16 protein-coding genes and 1 pseudogene are annotated in these 21,881 nt (G+C 65.3%); 14 read left to right on the plus strand and 3 right to left on the minus strand.

What is annotated here, in order from left to right; genetic code table 11:
• The first annotated feature begins 36 nt into the window (after window positions 1–36).
• The 5 genes from ACL02S_RS11675 (at window position 37) to ACL02S_RS11695 (ending at window position 11,060) form a co-directional block, all read left to right on the plus strand.
• Entirely contained in the window at window positions 37–3,828 is a 3,792-nt protein-coding gene (locus ACL02S_RS11675; protein ID WP_412802380.1) for a DUF6079 family protein, read from the plus strand.
• A complete protein-coding gene (pglZ, locus tag ACL02S_RS11680; RefSeq protein WP_412802381.1) occupies window positions 3,825–6,524 on the plus strand; it encodes a BREX-2 system phosphatase PglZ in 2,700 nt (899 codons plus the stop codon). Before ACL02S_RS11675 ends, pglZ begins: the two co-directional genes overlap by 4 nt.
• Window positions 6,521–7,801, plus strand: coding sequence for a BREX system ATP-binding protein BrxD (brxD, locus tag ACL02S_RS11685; protein WP_412802382.1), 1,281 nt, complete (start codon window positions 6,521–6,523; stop codon window positions 7,799–7,801). The genes pglZ and brxD overlap by 4 nt, the downstream gene beginning before the upstream one ends.
• A complete protein-coding gene (locus ACL02S_RS11690) occupies window positions 7,798–9,918 on the plus strand; it encodes a DEAD/DEAH box helicase (protein WP_412802383.1) in 2,121 nt (706 codons plus the stop codon). Before brxD ends, ACL02S_RS11690 begins: the two co-directional genes overlap by 4 nt.
• 482 nt (window positions 9,919–10,400) lie before the next feature.
• Entirely contained in the window at window positions 10,401–11,060 is a 660-nt protein-coding gene (locus ACL02S_RS11695; RefSeq protein ID WP_412802384.1) for an IPT/TIG domain-containing protein, read from the plus strand.
• 220 nt (window positions 11,061–11,280) lie between these two features.
• On the opposite strand, the gene ACL02S_RS11700 is transcribed toward ACL02S_RS11695, so the two are convergent.
• The gene (locus ACL02S_RS11700; RefSeq protein ID WP_412802385.1) at window positions 11,281–11,871 is read right to left on the minus strand and encodes a helix-turn-helix domain-containing protein; all 591 of its coding nucleotides are present in this window, start codon (window positions 11,869–11,871) and stop codon (window positions 11,281–11,283) included.
• An 86-nt stretch (window positions 11,872–11,957) separates the two neighbouring features.
• Here ACL02S_RS11700 and ACL02S_RS11705 point away from each other — a divergent pair, with 86 nt between their 5' ends.
• From ACL02S_RS11705 to nrdF, 4 genes are all read left to right on the plus strand, one after another.
• Window positions 11,958–12,746: an aldolase gene (locus tag ACL02S_RS11705; protein WP_412802386.1), complete on the plus strand. Its 789-nt coding sequence runs from the start codon at window positions 11,958–11,960 to the stop codon at window positions 12,744–12,746.
• Between the two features lie 28 nt (window positions 12,747–12,774).
• On the plus strand, window positions 12,775–13,662 hold the full coding sequence (locus tag ACL02S_RS11710; RefSeq protein ID WP_412802387.1) for a dihydrodipicolinate synthase family protein: 888 nt from the start codon (window positions 12,775–12,777) through the stop codon (window positions 13,660–13,662).
• A gap of 319 nt (window positions 13,663–13,981) precedes the next feature.
• A complete protein-coding gene (locus ACL02S_RS11715) occupies window positions 13,982–14,317 on the plus strand; it encodes a hypothetical protein (RefSeq protein ID WP_412802388.1) in 336 nt (111 codons plus the stop codon).
• The gene (gene nrdF, locus ACL02S_RS11720; protein WP_412802389.1) at window positions 14,314–15,282 is read left to right on the plus strand and encodes a class 1b ribonucleoside-diphosphate reductase subunit beta; all 969 of its coding nucleotides are present in this window, start codon (window positions 14,314–14,316) and stop codon (window positions 15,280–15,282) included. The genes ACL02S_RS11715 and nrdF overlap by 4 nt, the downstream gene beginning before the upstream one ends.
• A 40-nt stretch (window positions 15,283–15,322) precedes the next feature.
• Here nrdF and ACL02S_RS11725 read toward each other — a convergent pair whose 3' ends face one another.
• Together ACL02S_RS11725 and ACL02S_RS11730 are read right to left on the minus strand one after the other, a co-directional pair.
• A complete protein-coding gene (locus ACL02S_RS11725; protein ID WP_412802390.1) occupies window positions 15,323–15,646 on the minus strand; it encodes a hypothetical protein in 324 nt (107 codons plus the stop codon).
• 123 nt (window positions 15,647–15,769) lie between these two features.
• Window positions 15,770–16,549: a GntR family transcriptional regulator gene (locus tag ACL02S_RS11730; RefSeq protein ID WP_412802391.1), complete on the minus strand. Its 780-nt coding sequence runs from the start codon at window positions 16,547–16,549 to the stop codon at window positions 15,770–15,772.
• Window positions 16,550–16,645: 96 nt separating this feature from the next.
• On the opposite strand from ACL02S_RS11730, the gene ACL02S_RS11735 reads away from it, so the two are divergent.
• The 5 genes and pseudogenes from ACL02S_RS11735 (at window position 16,646) to ACL02S_RS11755 (ending at window position 21,879) form a co-directional block, all read left to right on the plus strand.
• Window positions 16,646–17,773 carry a TIGR03364 family FAD-dependent oxidoreductase gene (locus ACL02S_RS11735; protein ID WP_412802392.1) on the plus strand — a complete coding sequence of 376 codons (1,128 nt, stop codon included), beginning with the start codon at window positions 16,646–16,648 and terminating at the stop codon, window positions 17,771–17,773.
• A 9-nt stretch (window positions 17,774–17,782) separates the two neighbouring features.
• Window positions 17,783–18,472 carry a phosphonatase-like hydrolase gene (locus ACL02S_RS11740; RefSeq protein ID WP_412802393.1) on the plus strand — a complete coding sequence of 230 codons (690 nt, stop codon included), beginning with the start codon at window positions 17,783–17,785 and terminating at the stop codon, window positions 18,470–18,472.
• Between the two features lie 117 nt (window positions 18,473–18,589).
• Window positions 18,590–19,642, plus strand: coding sequence for a 2-aminoethylphosphonate ABC transporter substrate-binding protein (locus tag ACL02S_RS11745; protein ID WP_412802482.1), 1,053 nt, complete (start codon window positions 18,590–18,592; stop codon window positions 19,640–19,642).
• Window positions 19,608–20,807: pseudogene (locus ACL02S_RS11750) on the plus strand (ABC transporter ATP-binding protein); the annotation flags it as partial. The gene ACL02S_RS11745 and the pseudogene ACL02S_RS11750, both read left to right, overlap by 35 nt.
• A gap of 175 nt (window positions 20,808–20,982) precedes the next feature.
• Window positions 20,983–21,879: a 2-aminoethylphosphonate ABC transporter permease subunit gene (locus ACL02S_RS11755; RefSeq protein WP_412802394.1), complete on the plus strand. Its 897-nt coding sequence runs from the start codon at window positions 20,983–20,985 to the stop codon at window positions 21,877–21,879.
• Window positions 21,880–21,881: the final 2 nt, after the last annotated feature.

The raw sequence follows: 21,881 nt of genomic DNA on the forward strand, positions 1-21,881 counted from the left end.
GGCAACCCGTGCCACCGCCGAGAGGGAGGGCCCAGCATGAGTATGTTCCTGCGGGATGTCATCGAGATTCCGGTTCGTGCAGGTACCGACGACTACGTGCTGAAACTGACCGATGGCACCAGCGCCGAACACCTGCGCCAGACCCTTGCCGAGTACGTACTCACCGACTCTCTGCAGCAGAACTTCGAGCAGGCGCTCGGCATGATCGCCGACGCGATCGGTCAGCGGCAGTCCAGGGCGGCGTTCCTCAACGGCTCGTTCGGTTCCGGTAAGAGCCACTTCATGGCTGTACTGTACGCCCTGCTCGGCAACGAACCGGCGCTGCGCGACGACCCGGCGCTGCGCACGACGTTCGCACCTCTGGTCGGCAAGTACGACGAACTGCTGCCCGGCCGCAAGATCCTGCGCCTCACGTATCACATGGTCGGCACGGATTCGTTGGAGGAGATGCTGTTCCGCAAGTACGTGGAGCAGATCCAGCGCCTACATCCGGGCACCACACTGCCACCGCTGTATCTGAGCGACGAACTGCTCGCCGATGCCGAGGTCGCCCGCGCAAATATGGGTGACGACTCGTTCTTCGGAGTACTCAGCGGCCCCAGCGACCAGCCACCCAGTGTCTGGGACAATGTCGACGAGCAGGCCGCCTGGACCGCCGACCGTTACCACCGTGCCCGCACCGCCGCGCCGGAGTCGACAGAACGAGCTGATCTGGTTACTGCACTAGTGAATTCGATGTGGGGTTCGTTCACAACCCAGGCGCAGTTCGTGGATCTGGACAAGGGTCTGCGGATCATTTCTGAGCACGCGAAATCCCTCGGCTACGAGGCGGTCGTGCTGTTCATCGACGAGCTCGTGCTGTGGCTGACCTTCCATGTCCGCAATCACGAGTTCTTCGCCCGGGAAAGCCAGAAATTGTCGAAACTGGTGGAAGCGTCCAGTACCAGGGCGATTCCGCTGATCTCGTTCATCCCTCGCCAGCACGATCTGCGTAAATGGCTGGCCAATGCCGGGGCATCTGGCGCCGAGCAAGAGGCGCTGGATCGTGCCTTCCATTTCCAGGAGGGACGTTTCCTGCCGATCCGGCTCGGCGACGACAACCTCGTCGAGGTGGTGCACGCCCGCGTGCTGAAGCCGAAACCAGGCATGCAGCCAGTCCTCGATCAGGCGTTCCGCAACGTCACCAGAGATCCGCTGATCTGGGATACGTTGCGCGACAGCATGAACACCGACGACGAGCATCGCGGCGCGTCAGAGGCCGAATTCGCCAAGACCTACCCGTTCTCCCCTGCCCTGGTGTCCACGCTACGCAATCTGGCCGGTGTGATGCAGCGCGAACGCACCGCGCTGAAGATCATGCAGAAAATGCTGTCCGATCGGCGGGACACCCTGACCGTGGACGATCTGATCCCGGTCGGTGACGCGTTCGACGATATCGTGGTCGGCAATACACCGCTGGATGCTGGTACCGCAGCCATGTTCCGTTCTGCGGTCGAACTGTATCGGGGCAAGCTGCGCCCGTATCTGCTGCAGCTGGCAGAAATCACCGAAGAGCAGTTGCTCAACGATCCGGCCTCGCAGCAGGCCCGCCTGTTCCTGGGTCGGGACCGGCTCGCGAAAACCCTGCTGCTGTCGGCGATCGCACCGAAGGTGCCTGCCCTGCGAGACATCACCGCCAGTCGGCTGACCGCGCTCAACCACGGCTCCATCAAGAGCCCGATGCTGAACGGCGAACGGGGGATCGCGCTGTCGGCGGTCCGCGACTGGAGCCGCAGCATCGCCCCCGAGATCAAGGTCCGCGACGGCAACGACCCGATCATCGATGTCACCCTCGCCGACGTCGACTACAAATCGGTCCTGGACCGCATCAAGGGTGAGGACAACACAGGCCGCCGCCGTGTGCTCGTCCGCCGCCTCGTGCACCGGGTCCTTGGCGTCGTCAGCGATCAGGACGATCTCACCGGTGCCACCACCAAGACCGTGATCTGGCGAGGCAGCCGACGGGAGGTGGACATCGTCTTCGGCAATGTCCGCGATGCCGCATCCCTCAACGACAACGCCTTCGATGCCCGCCCCGGCACATGGCGATTCATCATCGACTACCCATTCGACGAGCACCCGTACTCGCATGCCGACGATATGCATCGGGTCGATAGGCTGCGCAACAGCGGCGGCGACCGCAACACCATCGTGTGGCTGCCGCAGTTCTTCACCGATCAGATCAACGCAGAGCTCGCCCAGCTGGTGATACTGGACTGGCTGTTCACCGGCAGCGGCGACCGCTGGCGCACCAACTCCGACAGCCTCTCGGAAACCGAGCGTGCGCAGGCGCGCGGGATCCTGGAGAATTTGCGGCACGGGTCGCAGAATCGTATCGAACAGATGCTCCGCATGGCCTATGGCTTGGACCCGGCGGATCCGCGGTTTGTGACACCGGTGGGCGATGGTGAACTGTTGCGGTCGTTGGCCAGAGATTTCCAACCGAAGGATCCGGTCGCGGCCACTATGGGTGATGCCCTGGACCGGATGATCGATCAGGCATTCGCCGCGCTCCATCCGGCGCATCCGGAATTCGCGCCCGCCGACGAAGAGATCCGACCGCCTGTCTTCGAGCTGGTGCGGGCCGCTGTCGCCGAGGCGGTCGCCGACCCGCAGGGCCGGGTGGTGATCGAGGCAGGCCCGGCGCGCAAGGCGGTGCAGAAAATCGCCGACAAACTCCGGGTCGGCAAGGCTACGGGCGATGGTGTCTTCCTGTTCGGTGAGCAGACCTTCGCATTCTGGGCCGGGGAGCTGGACCGCGTTCCGGCTCGGCCCGATGCCGCCGCCACCGTCCGTGAACTACAAGAACACATCAAGTCCATGACCCCGTCGTGGGGTCTGCGAAATGAGGCCCTAGACCTGATCATCGCCGCCTGGGCGATGCTGCGCCGCCGCGCCTGGTACGAGGCGGGCACCGCAGTGAACCCGCCTCCACTGGGTCGGCTGCGCGAGCATCTCGAGCTGCGGCCGCAGCGTCTGCCCGCAGCCACCGCCTGGAACCGCGCCCGTGCGCTGGGCTCGGAGCTGTTCGGTTACACCTCAGCACGCACCCACCTGACCCCTGACAATGTCGCCGAGCTGGCCCAGCAGTTGCGCACCCGCGCCACCACTGCGGAATCGGCACTGCGCGCAGAACTGGACCAGCTGCAGGCCGCCTACGCCCGCCTCGGCATCCAGCCCGACGGCGGCGACCGGCTGACTATCGGGCAGCGGCTACTGGCATTCCTCGCTCAGCTCGCCGCCACCGGCGACAACGTGGCAGTAGTCGACACCGCGGCCGCTGCGGACTTCCCGATCGCACGAGCTACCCTCGCCCGGCTGCTGTCCCACGCCGGAGAGGACACCGCGTCGTTGCAAGGCTTCGACTGGCCGCTATTGAACAACGTCTCCGCCGGAACTGAGGGTTTCGGCATGCGGAAGGAGGAGGCGCGGGCCATCCTCACCCAGTTGCGCTCGGTCATCTGCGCCACAGACCCTGACCTGGCCGCGAAGCTCGCCGCGGTCAAAGCCCGCATCATCGAATGGGTGTCGGCCACTCCGACCGATCCCCGGCCTCCGACCACTCCGCCGCCTGCCGACCCGATTGCCCCGCTACCCGACTCTGCCACCCCCGCGACACGGAACCGCAACACCACGCAGAAGGCAGTGCCGGAACCACTCACCGACCCCGAGACCGTCACTCTGTCCGGGGTCGACGACATCGATACCGTCACCGCCCGCCTGCGTAGCGCCTACGAGCAGGCCGGTACCACCGGTAAACGGCTGCGTGTGAGCTGGTGGATCGAATGACCCTGCTCGTCGCGACGCGCCCGATCATCACCGCCAAGCTCGAATCGGCGATCCGCAAGCGCTACCGGCCCGGTGTGCTCGGCCTACACGCCCAGCCGGTGTGGCACGGCGGAGACTTCAGTCATCACGGGGTGCCGGTCACGGTGGCCGCCTGCCCCTCGGTGCTGGCGGTGTGGGAGGCGGTCGGGCAGCGCAAGCCGGGCGAGTGGCTGGTCATTCTCACCTCCGCGGACCAAGACGAACTCGGCATCGGCCTGCTCGCGCATCTGCACGGTGCGAAACTCGAGACCCCACTGCCATGGGAGGCGGTACGCGACAACTTCTCCGCCGCCACCCTGGAACCCGCGCTGTACCGGGTCCGCGACGGCGGCAACGACCGAGCATTGGCCGGTGGCCTGCTCGCGGTCATCGACGAGTACCGGCCCGCACCCGGCGGCGTGCTCACCCGCGACCACGCCTTCACCACCGTCGCACAGCGTGTGCTGCACATCACCGACGAGTACGACACCGAAATCGACGCCTTCACTGTGCTCGAATGGAGCCTGCACCCCAACACGGGACACGACCTGAGGATCCTGGACACCGTGGGCGGGACGGAGCTCACTGCAGCAGTCACCGACTGGCTCGCCCAGCGCTGCGGTCGCGTGCGCCGCCCGGTGGCAGCCCTGCTGACTCCGGAGCTAGTCGCCGACCTGCTACCGCTGGGACTGATCGCCGGACTGTTCGACGGCCGTAGCGGTGCCGACCGGTCCCTGGGGCATTTCGAGAGCACCTACCAGCTGCGCGGCATCACCACCGAGGAACTGCGCGCCTGGTATGACGACACCAGCGCGGTGCTGACCGGTGTCATCCACCCGAGTTACCGCGAGCAGATCTTCGCCCGCGCCGAAAAGTTGGTCCACGAACTCGCATTGAACGACCTGGCTGTCGGGTCGGAACAGCTGCGGCCCGGCCTGGAGGCTCGACTGCATGCCCTCGCCGCCGCCGTCGACACCGTCATGGAATCCGAGGGCGCGGTGCCCGGTGCAGCCATCGACGCCATGGAAACCGCCTGGCAGGACGTGCAACGGCACATCCTCGCCGACACCGATCCGACCTGCAACGCCTACCGTGCCGCCGTGCGCTTGGTCCGCTGGTTGCATACGAACGCCCACACCACGGACGGACTCACCGGCCTCACCCACCGCCATGTGCACACCGACGCCTGGGCCGACGCCGCCATCGCCGCGGCATACCGCGGCGCAGGCACCGCCCGCACCGCCGAGACCCTGCGCCGTGTCATAGAGGCCGCGCAGGCCCGCCGCCGTGAACACGACCGGCAATTCGCCACCGCACTCTCCGCAACCGCAGAACCAGAAGTGCTCGGCGTTGAGCACTTGGTACGCCGCGTGGTCGTGCCGATCATCAAGCGCGGCCAGCAGAAACAACCCGTTCTGCTGCTGGTGCTGGACGGGTTGTCGATGGCGATGGCCACCGAACTGGCCGCCGACGCGGTGGACCACGGCTGGTCGGAGGCGGCGGCTCCTGGAGTCACCACACGCACCGGCGCACTTGCCGTGCTGCCCAGCCTGACCCACCGCAGTCGTGGCTCACTGCTGTGCGGGCAGCTGACCGAGGTGAAAGCCGACGGTGAACGAGCAGGATTCCTCACCCTGCTGGCCGAGCACTCCCTGTCGGCGCCGTCCAACACGCCCCCGCCGATCTTCCACAAGGGTCAGCTCGACGCAGTGATCCCGGGGCAGCAACTGGCCACCGAGGTCCGCAACGCAATCGCCGACACGCAGGGGAAGCCGCTGGTGGCAGCCGTCCTCAACTATGTCGACGATATGCTGCACAAGGTCGGTGTGGGCGACGCCGACTGGAACGTGCGTACCATCCCGCATCTGCGGCACTTGCTCGCCGCCGCCCGCACCGCGGGCCGGATCGTGGTGATCACCGCTGACCACGGGCACGTCGTCGACCGCCGCGAAGGCATCGTGCGACACCCTCGCGTCACCTACAACCATCAGCGCGCGCACGGCGACCTGGACGCTGTCGGTGCGGGCGAAGTCCTGGTCAGTGGCCCCCGCGTGCTCACAGATTCGGGTTCGGCCGTACTGGCCGTCGACGACCGGATCCACTACGGCCCGGTCAACGCCGGCTACCACGGGGGTGGTTCCCCCGCCGAAGTAGTGGTTCCGGTCATCGTGCTGTGCCCGGGCGATCAGCCGGCCGGGCTGACCCCACTGAATCGGGTCGAACCGGACTGGTGGAGCATCCCGCTGTCTGCGGCCATGTCCCCCGGCACTGAACCGCCCACAATCAGCCGCATCCGACACCCCGCCGATGACACTCCTACTCTGTTCGAGCACGAACCGGTCACCACCGCGTCCGCCGCAGTGACCCGACCAGTACTGGTGGACGAGCTACTGGACACACCCGTGTTCGCAAACCAGCTCCAACTGGCGGGCCGCCTCGCCGTAACCACCGAACAGATCGCCGACCTGCTCACCGACCTGCTGGCCGCATCAGCGCATGAGATCACCACCGTGCAGGCCGCTACTGTGCTGACCATCGCGACCACCCGCGTGAACGGCGCACTACTGCAGATCAAACGGGTCCTCGATGTGGAAGGCTACGAGGTACTGCTGGTCGACCGTGACCACGTGCGGCTGGAGGCGCCGATGCTACGCGAACAGTTCGGACTGACCTCATGACGGCGGTATCCCCTCGCCGACGCCGCGAAATCCTCGACGCGCTGCGGCGTGGCACCGTGCCCTCGAACGGGCTCGACCAGCTCGCGGTCGGTCTCGGCCGATTCGAAGCTGAACTCACCGCTGAACTGGACGTGGTTGCGGGCGGCGGCGGTGTATTCAAAGCCGTGCGCGGCGACTACGGTGCAGGCAAGACGTTCTTCGCGCGATGGCTGGCCGATCGGGCCATGAATCGCGGGTTCGCGGTGGCCGAGGTGCAGATCAACGAGATCGACACGCCACTGCACAAATTGGAGACGGTGTACCGGCGCAGCATCGAATCGCTACGTACCCGCTCGATTCCGCCGAGTGCGTTGCGGCCGATCCTCGATTCCTGGCTCTACACCGTCGAATCCGACGCCGACACCCAGCAGACGACTGCTGATGAACTGCTGGAGCGGCGGCTAGCGGTGGTTGCCCGTCAGGCGCCGATCTTCCCGCAAGCCATTCGCGCCTACCACCGGATGCAGAACAGCGGCGAGCATGACACCGCCGACGGTCTTATCGCCTGGCTCGCCGGGCAACCGCACGTCGCCGCCACTGTCAAGCGTGAGGCCGGTATCAAGGGCGACCTGGATCACTTCCTGGCCATGGGGTTCCTGCGCGGGCTGCTGGCCATCCTCGCCGACGCCGGAAACAGCGGCCTGGTCCTGATTCTCGACGAAGTGGAGACGCTGCAGCGTATCCGCAGCGACGCCCGGTCGAAGGCGCTCAACGCCCTGCGACAACTGATCGACGAGGTGCACGACGGGCACTATCCAGGCCTGTATCTGCTGATCACCGGCACGCCAGCCTTCTTCGACGGCCGCCAAGGCGTGCAGTTGCTGCCCCCGCTGGCCGACCGATTGCACACCGACTTCTCCCGCGACCCGAGATTCGATAACCCGCGCGCACCGCAGTTGCGGCTGACCGGGTTCGACCTGAACAAACTAACCGAACTCGGCGGTCGGGTCCGGGAGCTGTACTGTGCGGGAACCGACGCCGCCGAGCGGGTCGCCGGTCTGGCCGACGACGTGTTCCTGCACCGCTTCGCGGCCGCCGTCGCCGGTCAGCTCGGAGGTCGGGTCGGCATCGCCCCCCGCTTGTTCTTGCGCAAACTAGTCGATCTGCTCGATACCATCGACATCCATCCCGATTTCGATCCCTACCGCGACTACGAGATCACCATCACCGACGTCGAACGCAATGACACTGAACGTGAGGCCCGAGCCGCCGACGACGTGGCACTGGACCTACCGTGACCGAACACAGCGAGAGCACCGAGGACACCGCCGACCCGGTGACGCTGCTGCATCCAGGCGTGCAGTACCACCTGGCGAACACATTACGCTGGAATGGCTTACGACCCACACAAGCAGCGGCGGTAGCCCCACTGCGGCACGGCGACGATGCGATCGTGCTCGCACCCACCGCAGGCGGCAAGACCGAAGCTGCTGTCCTGCCGCTGCTATCAACGATGGCAGAGCAGAACTGGCGTGGTACTTCAGTACTGTACCTATGCCCGCTGCGGGCACTGCTGAATAATCTCGGACCGCGGATCCACCGCTACGCACAGTGGCTGGGCCGCTCCGCGGCGGTATGGCACGGTGATGTGGGGTCAGGAGACCGCCGCCGGATTCTGTCCGAACGTCCCGACTTCCTGCTGACCACACCGGAATCCCTCGAAGCGATGCTGGTGTCGACCAAGGTCGACGCCCGGCTGTACTTTGCGGACCTGCATACCATTGTCATCGACGAAGTGCACGCCTTCGCAGGCGATGACCGCGGCTGGCATTTGCTGGCTGTGCTCGAGCGGCTTGCCCGTCTCAGCGGCCGCCCTCTGCAGCGCATCGGATTGTCCGCCACGGTCGGCAATCCGGCAGCTTTATTGCGTTGGCTCCAAGGAAGTTTCACCGATCGCCCTGGCAAGATCATAGCCCCTGCGATCGAAGAATCTTCCGCAGTACCAGATCTCACCGTCGACTATGTGGGTTCGCTTACCAATGCGGCAAAGCTCGTCGCCGCCCTACATGTCGGTGAGAAGCGCCTGGTCTTCGTCAACTCCCGGCGCGAGGCCGAGGAACTCGGCGCCCAACTGCAGCACCGCGGTGTCACCACGTTCCTGTCCCACGGTTCCCTATCAGCGGCCGAGCGCAGGCGCGCAGAAGCAGCATTCGCCGATGCTCGTGACACGGTCATCGTCGCTACCTCCACCCTGGAACTCGGCATCGATGTCGGTGATCTCGACCGCGTCATCCAGATCGGCCCAACCCGCACGGTCGCCTCCTTCCTACAGCGTCTAGGCCGCACCGGCCGCCGACCGGGCACCGCCCGTAACTGCCTGTTCCTGTGCACCGACCACGATCAGCTGCTGCAAACCCTCGGCATGCTGGCCTGCTGGGCCGATGACTGGGTCGAGCCGATCACTGCCCCGCCTGCACCCCGGCACATCGCGGCCCAGCAATTGATGGCACTATGCCTACAAGAGCATCGGATCGGTCGCCATCGCTGGCGGGACTGGTGGGGCACACTGCCAGTCTTCGACAACACTACCGACGACATCCTGGAATACCTTGTTGCCGAGGGTTTTTTCGAGTCCGACGGCGATTTCCTGCATATCGGCCCAGAAGCCGAGCGACGTTACGGTCGCAGATACTTCTCCGACCTCACCGCTGTATTCAGCGCGCCCCCGGAGTTCCTCGTCCTGGCCGGACGCACCGAGATCGGTACCATCGGCACCGATCTCCTCACCGAGGAGGTAGATGGGCCGCGTGTGCTGTTGCTCGGCGGGCGATCATGGCGGGTCACCCACGTCGACTGGAACCGACGGCGGTGCTTCGTCGAAGCGGCCGACGACGGTGGTAAAGCCAAGTGGTCCGGGCTGTCGGCGGGCTGGTCGCATACGATCGCCCGCGGCATGCGGACCATCCTGCTTGGCAACGTTCCAGCAGGAGTCACCCTCACTCACCGCGCGAAATCCGCACTGGCGGATGTACGCGAAACCTACACCGATGTCGTCGATCCGGATCGCCTAGTGGTCGTCCTCCCCTCCCACAGCGCAGGACGGTGGTGGACCTGGGCCGGTACGGCCACCAATCGCACCCTACACGCGTCACTACCCAGCCTTGTCGACCCGCGCCAGCGGATCGATGAGCAATCGGTGCGTCTACTGCCCGGCATCACAGCCGCCGATCTATCAGCAGCCCTTGAAGATCCAAGAGTCGGCCTGCCGCAAGTGGATCCGAAGGCGCTAGCAGGCCTGAAGTTCTCCGGATCACTACCACCGGATCTGGCCCGCAACAGCCTTGCCCAACGCCTGGCTGACACCGAATCTGCCGCCAGCGTGCTCGCCGAGCCACGCGTTATCCGGCGCCTATAGCCACTACTGCACGAGGAACAAGACCTTGTCGAACTGAGATGGTCGACCTTGTTGGGTCGAGGCGCTGCTGTAGTCACACCAGTAACGGAAACGACAACCTGCAGTGTGGCACGATTCGCCGATTGGTAGTCCGTGACCACCGATCGGCGGCGCTACCGGCACCACGCGCGTGACCGCCGCCTGCCCGCATTCCGGCACGTCCGGTGGCGGTCCCGCACCGAGGTATCGCGCCATGGAACCACTGTGGCTGGCGGTACACACTCCGACACAGCCACAAGGGCGTAGATAGCGATGCTGCAGCGTTCGAGCAGGCAGCTGGAGCGGGCTGCGTCGATAAAACCGAACCAAGGATTCGTTGTGGAACCGCTACCGGGATTCATTGCGAAACCACCACCACAGGTGAGTTACTGGATACAACAGTGTCGCGAACACATCGATATCCCTTGCAGGACAACCTCTTTTCGCTGTTCGGAGGCCGACCGATGGCACCTGTGCTCACCTCGCTCAACCCGAGTTCCGGTCCCGCAGCAGGCTTCAACACGGTACAGATCTTCGGCAGCGGATTCACCGGCGCCGGCCCACTGACCGTGCAGTTCGGTACAACAGCAACCACCTTCACCATCATCTCCGACACTCAGATCAACGCCATCGCCCCACCCGACACCGGGACAGTCGACGTCACCGTCAACGCCCCACTGCACGGCACCAGCAATCCGCTGCTCTACACCTACGGCGGTTCCGGTCTACTGTTCTTCACCGATGACCTCCCTCCCGGGAATGTGTACTCGGTGCCACAAACCGTTGGCACACCAACCCTGCTGGCGACCGGCCTGATCAATCCCATCGGTCTCGTCAGGGTCGGCAATCTCCTCTATATCTGCGAAGCCACGGTCGGTCGGGTGTCGACAGTGCCGGTCACCGGTGGCACGCCGACTCCTCTGGTGACCGGTCTGGCGGGTCCTGTAGATATCACCGCCTCGGGTGGCACCCTGTTCATCACCGACCAAGACACCGAGCAGGTGGTGTCGGCGCCGATCACCGGCACGGCGACCCCACCGTGCTCGCCAACAGCCTCACTGCCGTATCCGGGATCACGATGTGAGATCGGCCCGGCCGCTGCACTGTGTGGCAGTGACGAATGAAGTACGCGAGGGAGCGTATGGACATCATTTCCGTTTATCGAGAGGTCGAGAGCCGGTCACGGCGCGGATCAACTCTCCGATGAGGAGTCGACAACGTAATGGGGTGTCCGGCGAGATGATGTATCGACGCCATCGGCGAGTGCTGAACATGCCGTAGCCGGATATGAGTCGTGAGCCACGAAAGACCGAGCACAGGCAACCCGGGCCGACCGGGTAATGCTTATCGCGGGCCGGGAATTCCACTCCCGGCGACGCCACCGGCACCGGGCTGCCGCTCGGCGACGATAACCACCAGTTGCGCCCGTTCGGGCGAAATCGACCGGATCCGGTGCGGGGTGGTCGCGGCGAAGTAGAAACTGTCGCCCTGACGCAATGTGATCACCTCCCCCGGCACCGTGACCTCCACCGCACCGCTGTGCACGAAGATGAATTCATCGCCGGTGTGCGCCAGATGATCCTCGCCCTCGTCGGCGTTCGGTTGCCCGACGGCTGGTCGAACAAGGAAGGGCTGCATCGCTTTTCCGACCACTTTGGTCGCCAGCGCATGATAGTCCGCAGCTGGTGCGGACAGGTCTGGTGCATGTTCGTCCGCCCTGCCCACCTGCATCAGCGCGGGGTCCGGGGTGTCGGAGAAAAGTTGGCCCACATCGGTGTTCAGGGCATCGGCGATCTTCAGGGCCACTGCGATGGACGGCGTGCTCAGCCCGCGCTCGACTTTGGACAGATAGCTCTTCGTCGAACCGGTCCGCTCGGCGAGTGCCTCGAGCGTGAGACCGGCCCGGCGCCGGTGGGTTCTCAGGTATACCGCCACCCGTCCTCCTCTCATGTGCTGAGTCCAAGACTAGCTTGATGACACAAAGTGTCCTATATTCAACTTGTGTCCTCAAGGAGGTTCTGATGGCCACCACAATGACGCTCGGAAAGTCCGAGCTGATGACCATGGCGAAACGGTCCATGGAAACCGAACTCGAGCTGGGCGACTGGAGCGACCGCCAGAAGCTCGCCCTGACCTGTCGCTCGCTGTACGACGCTGGGCACGATTCCGGCCTGGCCGGGCAGATCTCCGCCAGAGGAGAGCAGCAGGGGACATTCCTGACCCAACGGCTCGGGCTGGGCTTCGACGAGATCACCGACCGGAATCTGGTGCTTGTCGACGAGGACCTGACCGTGCTGGATGGGGACGGAATGGCCAATCCGGCCAACCGCTTCCACAGTTGGATCTACCGGGCCCGTCCCGATGTCAACTGCATCGTGCATACCCATCCACTGCATTGCGCGGCGCTGTCGATGCTCGAGGTGCCATTGCAGGTCGCGCAGATGGACACCACTCCGCTCTACGACGACTGCGCGTTCCTGCGGGACTGGCCGGGTGTGCCGGTGGGCAATGAAGAGGGGGAGATCATCTCCGCCGCGCTCGGCGATAAGCGGGCGATCCTGCTGGCCCATCACGGTCAGCTCGTCGTCGGCTCGACTATCGAGGAGGCGTGCTCGCTGGCGCATCTCATCGAGCGCGCGGCCCGGCTGCAGCTTTTGGCGATGGCCGCGGGTGAGATCAAGCCGCTGCCACCGCAGCTGGCCAGGGAGGCGCACGACTGGACGCTCACGCCACGACGCAGCCAGGCGAATTTCGCGTATTACGCACGCAAAGCCCTGCGCAACCACCCGGATGCCTTCGCACAAGCCTGATCCGTCCCAACGAGAGGAACTCGAACCCATGCGGGACAACACTATTTCCGGCATCGTCGCCTATCCGGTGACGCCGTATTCCACCACAGGGCAGGTGGATGCCGATGCTCTTCGGGCATTGCTCGACCGAATGATCGATGCCGGTGTGGACGCGATCGCACCGCTCGGCAGTACCGGCGAAAGCGCCTACCTCGACCGCGCCGAATGGGAGCAGGTCGCCGCCATCTGTGTCGAGCGGACTGCCGGACGAGTACCGACGGTGGTCGGGGTATCGGATCTGACTACCGACGGCACCATCGCACGTGCCCGCTACGCCGAGGCGGCCGGCGCTAGCGCGATCATGGTTCTGCCCATCTCCTACTGGCCGCTCACCGAGCGGGAACTGCGCGAGCACTTCACCGCGGTCGCCGAATCGGTGGGTATTCCGGTGCTGGTCTACAACAATCCCGCCACCACGGGTATCGATATGTCGCCGGAATTCCTGGTCGAGCTCATCGAGCAGACACCGGCTATCCGGATGATCAAGGAATCCAGCGGCGATATCGGCCGTATGCACCGGATCAGGGAGCTGAGCGGTGGCACCATCCCCTTCTTCAACGGCAGTAACCCGTTGGCGCTGCAGGCATTCCAGGCGGGGGCGGCAGGCTGGTGCACCGCTGCGCCGTGCTTGGTGCCCGAACAGGTCGTCGACCTGTGGCGGCTGCTGCGCGCCGGTGAACCCGACCGGGCCGCGGAACTGTTCACTCGACTGCAGCCGCTGCTCACCATGCTGGTCAGCCGGGGGCTGCCCACCACGGTCAAGGCAGGCCTGCGCGCCCTCGGGGTCGAGGCAGGCGATCCCCGCAGACCATTGCTACCCCTGGAGCCGGAGGAGACGAGGGAACTGACCGCGCTGATCAGCACGGCGCGCGGCTGAGCACAGCGGGGACTCGACGCTGAGCCGCGACGCGGCGGACTCGGCGGCTACCCGCCCGACGACCGAAAGCCAGGCACCGACCGCGCCTCCACCCCACCGACTGCCGCCCGGCAGCGCTACGACCACGTGCGCGAGCGCTGCCGGGCGGCGCTTCGGCATGTCCGGTAGTGGTCCCGCGCCGGGGTGTCGCGACGCGGGGCCACTGTGGCTGTCGGTACACGCTCCGACATATTTACGGTAGTTCAAATATTTTTGTTTGGGAAGACGAACTCAAGCTACCGTGCCGGTGTCGGCCTCGATGACTCAGAAGGAAGAGCGGATGCCTGTTTACCGACTGCCCGAACTGACCTACGACTACGGCGCGCTGGAACCCGCGATCAGCGGTGAGATCATGGAGTTACATCACAGCGCGCACCACGCGTCCTATGTCAAGGGGGCGAACTCGACGCTGGAGCGGATCGGGGAAAGTCGCGAAACCCGGGACTTCACGCAGCTTCCCGGGCTGGAACGAGCTTTGACTTTCCATCTAGAGGCCGACTACGTGGAACGGTTGTGGTCGTTGGTGAACTGGGCGGATGTCGGCGCCCGCTTCGATGCGGCGCGGACAGGCCGCCTGATCGGGCTGTTCGGCACTGAGGAGGGTGAGCCGCGATGACCGGGGATCTCGTCGACCGGGTGCACGCGATCAATTGGAATCGACTGCCCGACCCCAAGGATGCCGAAGTGTGGGATCGGCTGACCGGCAATTTCTGGTTGCCGGAGCGCGTCCCGCTGTCGAACGACGTGCCGTCGTGGCAATCGCTGACCGACAAGGAGCAGCAGCTGGCGATCCGGGTGTTCACCGGGTTGACCCTGCTGGACACCGCGCAGGCGACAGTGGGAGCCGTCGCGATGATCGCCGATGCCGCCACCCCGCATGAGGAGGCGGTATTGACCAATATGGCGTTCATGGAGTCGGTGCACGCCAAGAGCTACAGCTCGATATTCTCGACGCTCTGCTCGACTCGCCAGATCGACGCGGCATTCGACTGGTCGGAGTGCAATCCGCATCTGCAACGCAAAGCGCAGATCATCGTCGATTACTACCGCGGAGACAATGCGCTCGCACGCAAGTCCGCCTCGGTGATGCTCGAATCGTTTCTTTTCTACTCGGGCTTCTATCTGCCGATGTACTGGTCGGCACGGGGCAAACTCACCAACACCGCCGACCTCATTCGTTTGATCATCCGAGACGAAGCGGTGCACGGCTACTACATCGGATACAAGTGCAGGCGTGGGCTCGCCGAGCTGACCGAAGCCGAACGCGCAGAGCACCGCGACTACACCTACGAGCTGATGCACACGCTGTACGCCAACGAGATCGACTACGCGCGGGACCTCTACGACGAGGTGGGCTGGACACCAGCGGTCCTGGCGTATATGCGCTACAACGCGAACAAGGCGCTGGCCAATCTCGGCTACGAACCCGCGTTCGACCGCGCGGAATGCCGGGTCGATCCCGAGTTACTGGCCGCACTCGATCCAGGAGCAGCCGAGAATCACGATTTCTTCTCCGGATCGGGCAGCTCCTATGTGATCGGTTCTCAGGAACCGACCGAAGACGCCGACTGGGATTTCTGAACAGTACGTGCGCCTATCGAGAGCGTGTAGCACCGACCGGTTACGAGAGCTCGTCCGCGGTCGCGGCGAACCGCACCCCGCCTTGATCGAAAGACATCACTCCGGGGTGGTTGGCGGCCATCGCGTGCACGATCTGCTGGGCGACGGCCTGTGCGTCCTCCCTGGAGGCCAGGCCGCTGACCAGCACTCGCGAGACGCGTTCATAGGAGAACACGCTGGCACTGATCTGGAAGGTTTCCGGCGCCGACGGTTGCGCCTCCCCCGTGGCCCCCTTCGTGTCGATGGCGAGGGCGATGATCTCGTCGGCACGGATCCATTCCTCGCTAGCTCGATCGATGATGCGAATCCACAGTGCACTGGACATCTGGGCGTTTCCCCTTCGGACCGGATCGATACGGCCGAAGTCTCGCATAGGTTCGACCAGGTCAGCGGTATTCCGGAGAAACCACTGGCATGTCTCGGCCGCTCCTGCCCGCCTAGTGCGGAATCACTTACCGAGCTTTGCCTCGAAGGCGATCCGGTCGCCCCGATAGAGCGCGCGGATGCGTTCGATGGGTTCGCCGTGGTCGTCCACGCTGCGCCGGTGTAACAGCAGCAGGGGTAATGCGGTGGTGCATTCCAACAGTGCCGCTTCTCGTGGCGCGGCCAGTACCGTCTCGATCCGCTCCACGGCTGAGGCGAATTCGACGCCTGAGGCGCGCACTGCGGCATAGAGCGAGGTAGTGGGGTCGTAGTTGTCCCGTAACCCCGCGAACCGTGTCAGCGGCAGGAAGGTGCTCTCCAGGCCGATGCGCTCACCGTCGGCCAGCAGTACTCGCTCCAGGTGCATTACCTGGGCTCCGGCGGGGAGGCCGAGTTCGCGGCTGGTATCGGCGTCGGCCGGGATGTCTTCCCAGGTGACCAGGATGCGGCCGGGAATACGACCCAGACTGAGCGCACCTTCGGTGTAGGAGCGCAGGGATAGCGGTTGCACCATCTTCGGGCGCGATACCACTGTGCCTCGGCCCTGCCGCCGGATGCGCCCCTCTACCAGTAGATCTCGTAGTGCCTGCCGGACGGTTTCGCGGGCGACGCCGAAGCGGACGGCCAGTTCGCGTTCGGAAGGCACCCGATCGCCCTCGTCGAGGTCGTCGAGTATTGCCTCCAGTTCGGTGCGTACCAGATATGGCTTGGACAGCCGTCCGGGAGGGGGCAGTTCTGTTCTTGCGCACTCTGTTTCGTCTTGTTGTGCCTCCCATGCCGCGCCGGACACTTCTGCTTCATCCATGGCACCAGCCTACTCACGATTGGTCTATACCAATTATTAACCTGACGTTTGCACAGGAAACACCAATCGGTCTAGACCATTGCGCACTATGGAGCCATGCGATTGGTCATCATCGGTGGCGGGATTCTCGGCACCGCACACGCGCTGGCCGCGATCGGCCGGGGACACGAGGTTGTGCAGCTGGAGCGGGAGCAGGAAGCGCGCGGCGCGACAGTGCGCAATTTCGGCCTGGTCTGGGTGTCCGGGCGCTCCGAGGGAGAGCTGGAGCTCGCGCTGCGTTCGCGGCTGCTGTGGGAGGAGATCGGCGGCAAGGTGCCCGGTATCGGATTCCGGCCCGCTGGTTCGATGACCTTGGCATGCACTCCGGAGGAACTGGCGGTCGCGGAGGCCGCCGCGGCCGGTCCCAGCGCCGAGGCTCGCGGTTTCACCGTGCTCGACCCGGACGAGGTCCGCGCTGTCAACCCCGCGCTACGCGGTAAATTCCTCGCCGGATTGCACTGCGCGAACGATGCCGCCGTCGAGTCGAGGCAGGCACTGCCCGCGCTGCGCAACTATCTCACCGCGAGCGGGCGCTACACCTTCCACTCCGGCGCCGAGGCCCGTGCTGTCACCGATACCGAGGCGGGGGTGACGGTACGTGACGACCACGGGCGTACGTTCGATGCCGATATGGCCCTGGTCTGCCCTGGCGCCGCGCACACCGGCCTGGTCAGAGAGCTGGCCGGAGTACTCCCGGTGCGGCGGGTCCGGCTGCAGATGATGCAGACAGCCCCGCTCGGCGAGCCGCTGACCACCGCTATCGCCGATGGCGACAGCTTCCGCTACTACCCCGGTTTCGCCGGTCCGGAACTGGACGTGCTGAACCGGGAACAGGCACAGACCCAGACTGCCGCCGCGCACAAGATGCAGTTGCTGTGTGTGCAGCGGCTGCACGGCGGGCTGACCATCGGCGACACCCACGAATACACCGAACCGTTCGCATTCGACGTCGACACGGCCCCTTATGAGCACCTCACCTCGGTGACCGAGGAATTGCTCGGTCGCACACTTCCGCCGATCGTGCGCCGCTGGGCCGGCGTCTACAGCCAGAGTGTCGATCCGGACGCCATCGTCACTCGCGCGAAGGCCGACCGGCATGTCTGGGTGGTCACTGGTCCCGGTGGCCGCGGTATGACACTCGGCCCAGCCATCGGCGAGGAAACCGCCGATCTGCTCAACCTCTGAGGAAATCCCATGTCCGACTCCTTGATCGACCTCGCCGTCCTCGATATGGCAGGCACCACCGTCGCTGACGGCGGCCTCGTATTGCGCGCTTTCGAAGCCGCTGCCACCGAAGCGGGTATCGAGCGGGAAGGCCCGCGCCGCGAGCAGGCCCGCGCCTACGTGCTCGACACCATGGGGCAATCCAAGATCGCGGTATTCCGCGCTCTGCTCGGCGATGAGCAGCGCGCGCAGTCGGCCAATCAGGCCTTCGAGCGGGCCTACGACCGGTTGATCGACGAGGTGGAGATAACGCCGATTCCCGGTGCCGCCGAGTCCATCTCGCGGCTGCGTGATGCGGGTGTGCGGGTCGCGCTCACCACCGGGTTCAGCCGGACCACCCAAGACCGGCTGCTGGCCGCGCTCGGCTGGACCGATATCGCCGACCTCACCCTTGCGCCCTCCGACGCAGGTCGCGGGCGCCCCTATCCGGACATGGTGCTCACCGCGGTGCTGCACCTGCGCATCGATGCCGTCGACCGGGTCGCCGTACTCGGCGATACGACAAGCGATATCGCCACCGGTCGCGCCGCGGGCGCGCGCATCGTCGCGGGCACCCTCACCGGCGCGCACGATGCCGAGCGGCTGCGCACCGCGGGCGCGACCCATGTCGTGCCTTCGGTAGTGGAGTTCACCGAACTGGTCCTCGACGAACGCAGCTGATCGGTGGCCCGGCACCAGCCGGATCACCGAATTCCGGCCCATGAGGGCCACTGTCCCTACCCCTGCTACACCTATACCGACAACGCGAAAGTTGCTTCTACCGTGCGTATTCCATCCATGCGCCTGTCTCGCGCCCTGACCACGACCGCACTGCTCGGCGCGATCGCCACCGCGGTGAGCTTCACCGCGGCCTGCGGCGGTACCGGTTCCAGCGGTTCCGATGAGCAGACCGTCACCGTCTACTCCGCCGACGGCCTCGACAACTGGTACAAGACCCAGTTCGAGAAGTTCGAAGCCGAGACCGGCATCTCCGTGAATCTGGTTGCCGCGGGCTCCGGCGAGGTGGTCAACCGGGTGGAGAAGGAACAGTCCAATCCGCAGGCCGATATCCTGGTGACGCTGCCGCCGTTCATCCAGAAGGCCGACGCTTCCGGGCTGTTGCAGCCGCTCGGTGTGGACACCTCCGCCTACCCCGCGGAGGAGAAGGACCCGAACGGCAAGTTCGTCAGCCTGGCGGGTAATTACCTGAACTTCATCGCCAATTCCTCGATCGATCCCTCCGGACTCACCTGGGACGATCTGCTGAAGCCCGAGTTCGAGGGCAAGCTGCAGTACTCCACCCCCGGTCAGGCCGGTGACGGTACCGCCGTGCTGATTCTGTTGCAGGAGCTGCGTGGCAAAGAGGGCGCGCTGGAATACCTGAAGCAGTTGCAGGCCAATAATGTCGGCCCCTCGTCGTCCACCGGGAAACTGCAGCCCAAGGTGGACAAGGGCGAACTGCTGATCGCCAACGGCGATATCCAGATGAACATGGAGTCGATCACCTCGAAAGGCTCGAAGTTCCAGATCTTCTTCCCCGAATCGGCGGACGGTAAGCAACACACCGTGTCGTTGCCGTACGTGATGGGCCTGACCAAGGGCGCCCCGAATGCCGAGGCCGCGAGCAAGCTGATGGAGTTCCTGCTCAGCAAGGAAGTACAGCGGACACTCGGCCCCGACGCCTTCGCCGTCTCCCCGCGCACCGACCTGACCGAACCGCAGGCCACCGGTTCCACGCCGACCCCGGCCTCGCTGCTGCGTGGTGTCGAGATCGTCTACCCCGACTGGAATGCGGTCGTGAACGATCTCAACAGCGATGTCGCCGCCTACGAGAAGGCCATCGGAGGCTGAGGTGACGCTCGGCGATACGCTCACTGAATCGTCCGCGGCCTCCGGATCGCTCGCCCCCGGTTCCGGGGACACCGAACCCGCCATCGTCTTCGACCGGGTCGGCGTGCGCTACGGCACCGGTCGCAAGACCACCGACGCCTTGGCCGACTTCACATTGCGTGTCGCCACAGGCGAGACGGTCGCCTTGCTCGGGCCGAGTGGTTCGGGCAAGTCGACCGCGCTCAAAGCACTAGCGGGTTTCGTCCGTCCGACTTCGGGCTCGGTCCGGCTGGCCGGACGCGATGTCACCAACCTGTCCCCGGCCAAGCGCGGCATCGGTGTCGTCGTGCAGTCCTACGCGCTGTTCCCGCATATGACCGTGCGGGACAACGTCGCCTTCGGGTTGAAGGCGCACCGAGTGCCGCGCGCGGCCAGGGGTGAGCGGGTGCGGGAAGCGCTCGATATGGTCGGGATGACCGAATACGCCAAACGGCTGCCGCGCGAACTGTCCGGCGGCCAGCAACAACGGGTGGCCATCGCTCGCGCCCTCGCCATCCGACCCAAGGTGCTGCTGCTCGACGAACCACTCGCCGCGCTCGACGCGCAGCTGCGCCATTCGATGCTGGGTGAGCTGCAACAGCTGCGTAAGGCGCTACCGGATACCGCCATGCTCTACGTGACGCATGATCAATCCGAGGCACTGGCCCTCGCCGACCGCATCGCGGTGATGCGCGATGCCAGGCTGGTCGATGTGGATACCGCGGAAAACCTCTGGCAGCGCCCGCCGAGCGAATTCACCGCCGCATTCCTCGGTGGGGCGAATTTGCTGGCCTGCACCGTGAACCGGGTATCGGGCGGCGCCGCGCTCGTCACCGCGGGCGCCCACACGCTACGGGCGGCCGCACCGCGCCCTGGGGTCGGCCGCGCGGACTTGGCCCCCGATTCGGCGGCACTGCTGTGTGTCCGGCCACATACCGTCGGCATCACCGCGCCGGGTGAGCGCGAGACCCTGCGCGGCCGGGTGCTGGCGCTCGCCTGGCGCGGTCCGATGACCCGGCTGGAACTCGAGGTGGACGGCCTGCCCGAGCCGCTCACCGCCGACCTGACCGGTCAGCCGACGACCTCCGTCGGCGCGGTGGTCGGCGTACGTTTTCCCGATCCGGCGGGTGTGCTCATTCCCGGCCCCATCGGTGCCGGGAATCGGGCCGAAGCATCAGCTCCTGGCATAGAAGAAACAAGCGTGCACAAGACAAGCACCAACGAGACGGACGAGGACGGGACAGCCGAGAACGGAGCCGGGAAATGAGTGGATCCGCTGTCTCGCGCCGCGCTGCCCGGCACACCCGTGGGGAGGTGAGCGAATGAGCACGACTCTGCTCGAACGTTCTTCCGCCGGGCCGGACTCGGCGCCTGCCCCCGCCCGGTGGCGCACCTGGATACCGGTGCTCTGGGTACTGCCACCGATACTGATCGTCCTCACCATCGCCGTCTACCCGATTCTGCGTATGCTCGCCGAGTCCACGATCACGCCGACCGGACGCGGCACCGCGGTCTGGTCCTCGGTTCTCGGCTCGGAGATGTTCCGCCACTCGCTCTGGCGCACCATCAGCATCGCCGTCGCTTCCACCGCAGGATGCGTAGTGCTCGGCACCTTCCTTGCTGTGGTGCTGGCATTCGTGCCGTTCCCCGGATCGGTGGTGGTCGGCAGGCTCATCGATACCGTGCTCACCCTGCCGTCGTTCCTGGTGACCGTGGCCTTCACCTTCCTCTACGGCACCGCGGGCGCGGTCAACGCGCTCATCAGCGAACTCACCGGCAGACAGACACCACTGATCGACTTCATCACCACCCCCTTCGGTGTGATCGCGGCCGAGATCACCTTCTTCACCCCCTTCGTGGTTCGCCCACTGCTCGCCGCGTTCGCCCAACTGCCCCGCGAACAGCTCGATATCGCCGCCAGCCTCGGCGCCTCACCGTGGCGAGTACTGCGCCGAGTGGTGCTGCCCGAGGCATGGCCAGCACTGGCCGCGGGTGGCAGCCTGGTTTTGCTGTTGACGCTCAACGAGTTCGGCATCGTGCTGTTCACCGGCGCGAAGGGCGTTATCACCTTGCCCGCGCTGATCTACACCCGCGGCATTGTCACCTTCGACCTGCCCGCAGCCGCCGTACTGGCCTCGGTACAGGTGCTGCTTTCGCTCACGCTGTATGCCGCCTATCGGTTGCTCTTCGCACGCTTGTCCGCCAGGAAAGGACACTGATC

The organism is Nocardia spongicola (genome assembly GCF_047200775.1).
Taxonomy (GTDB): domain Bacteria; phylum Actinomycetota; class Actinomycetes; order Mycobacteriales; family Mycobacteriaceae; genus Nocardia.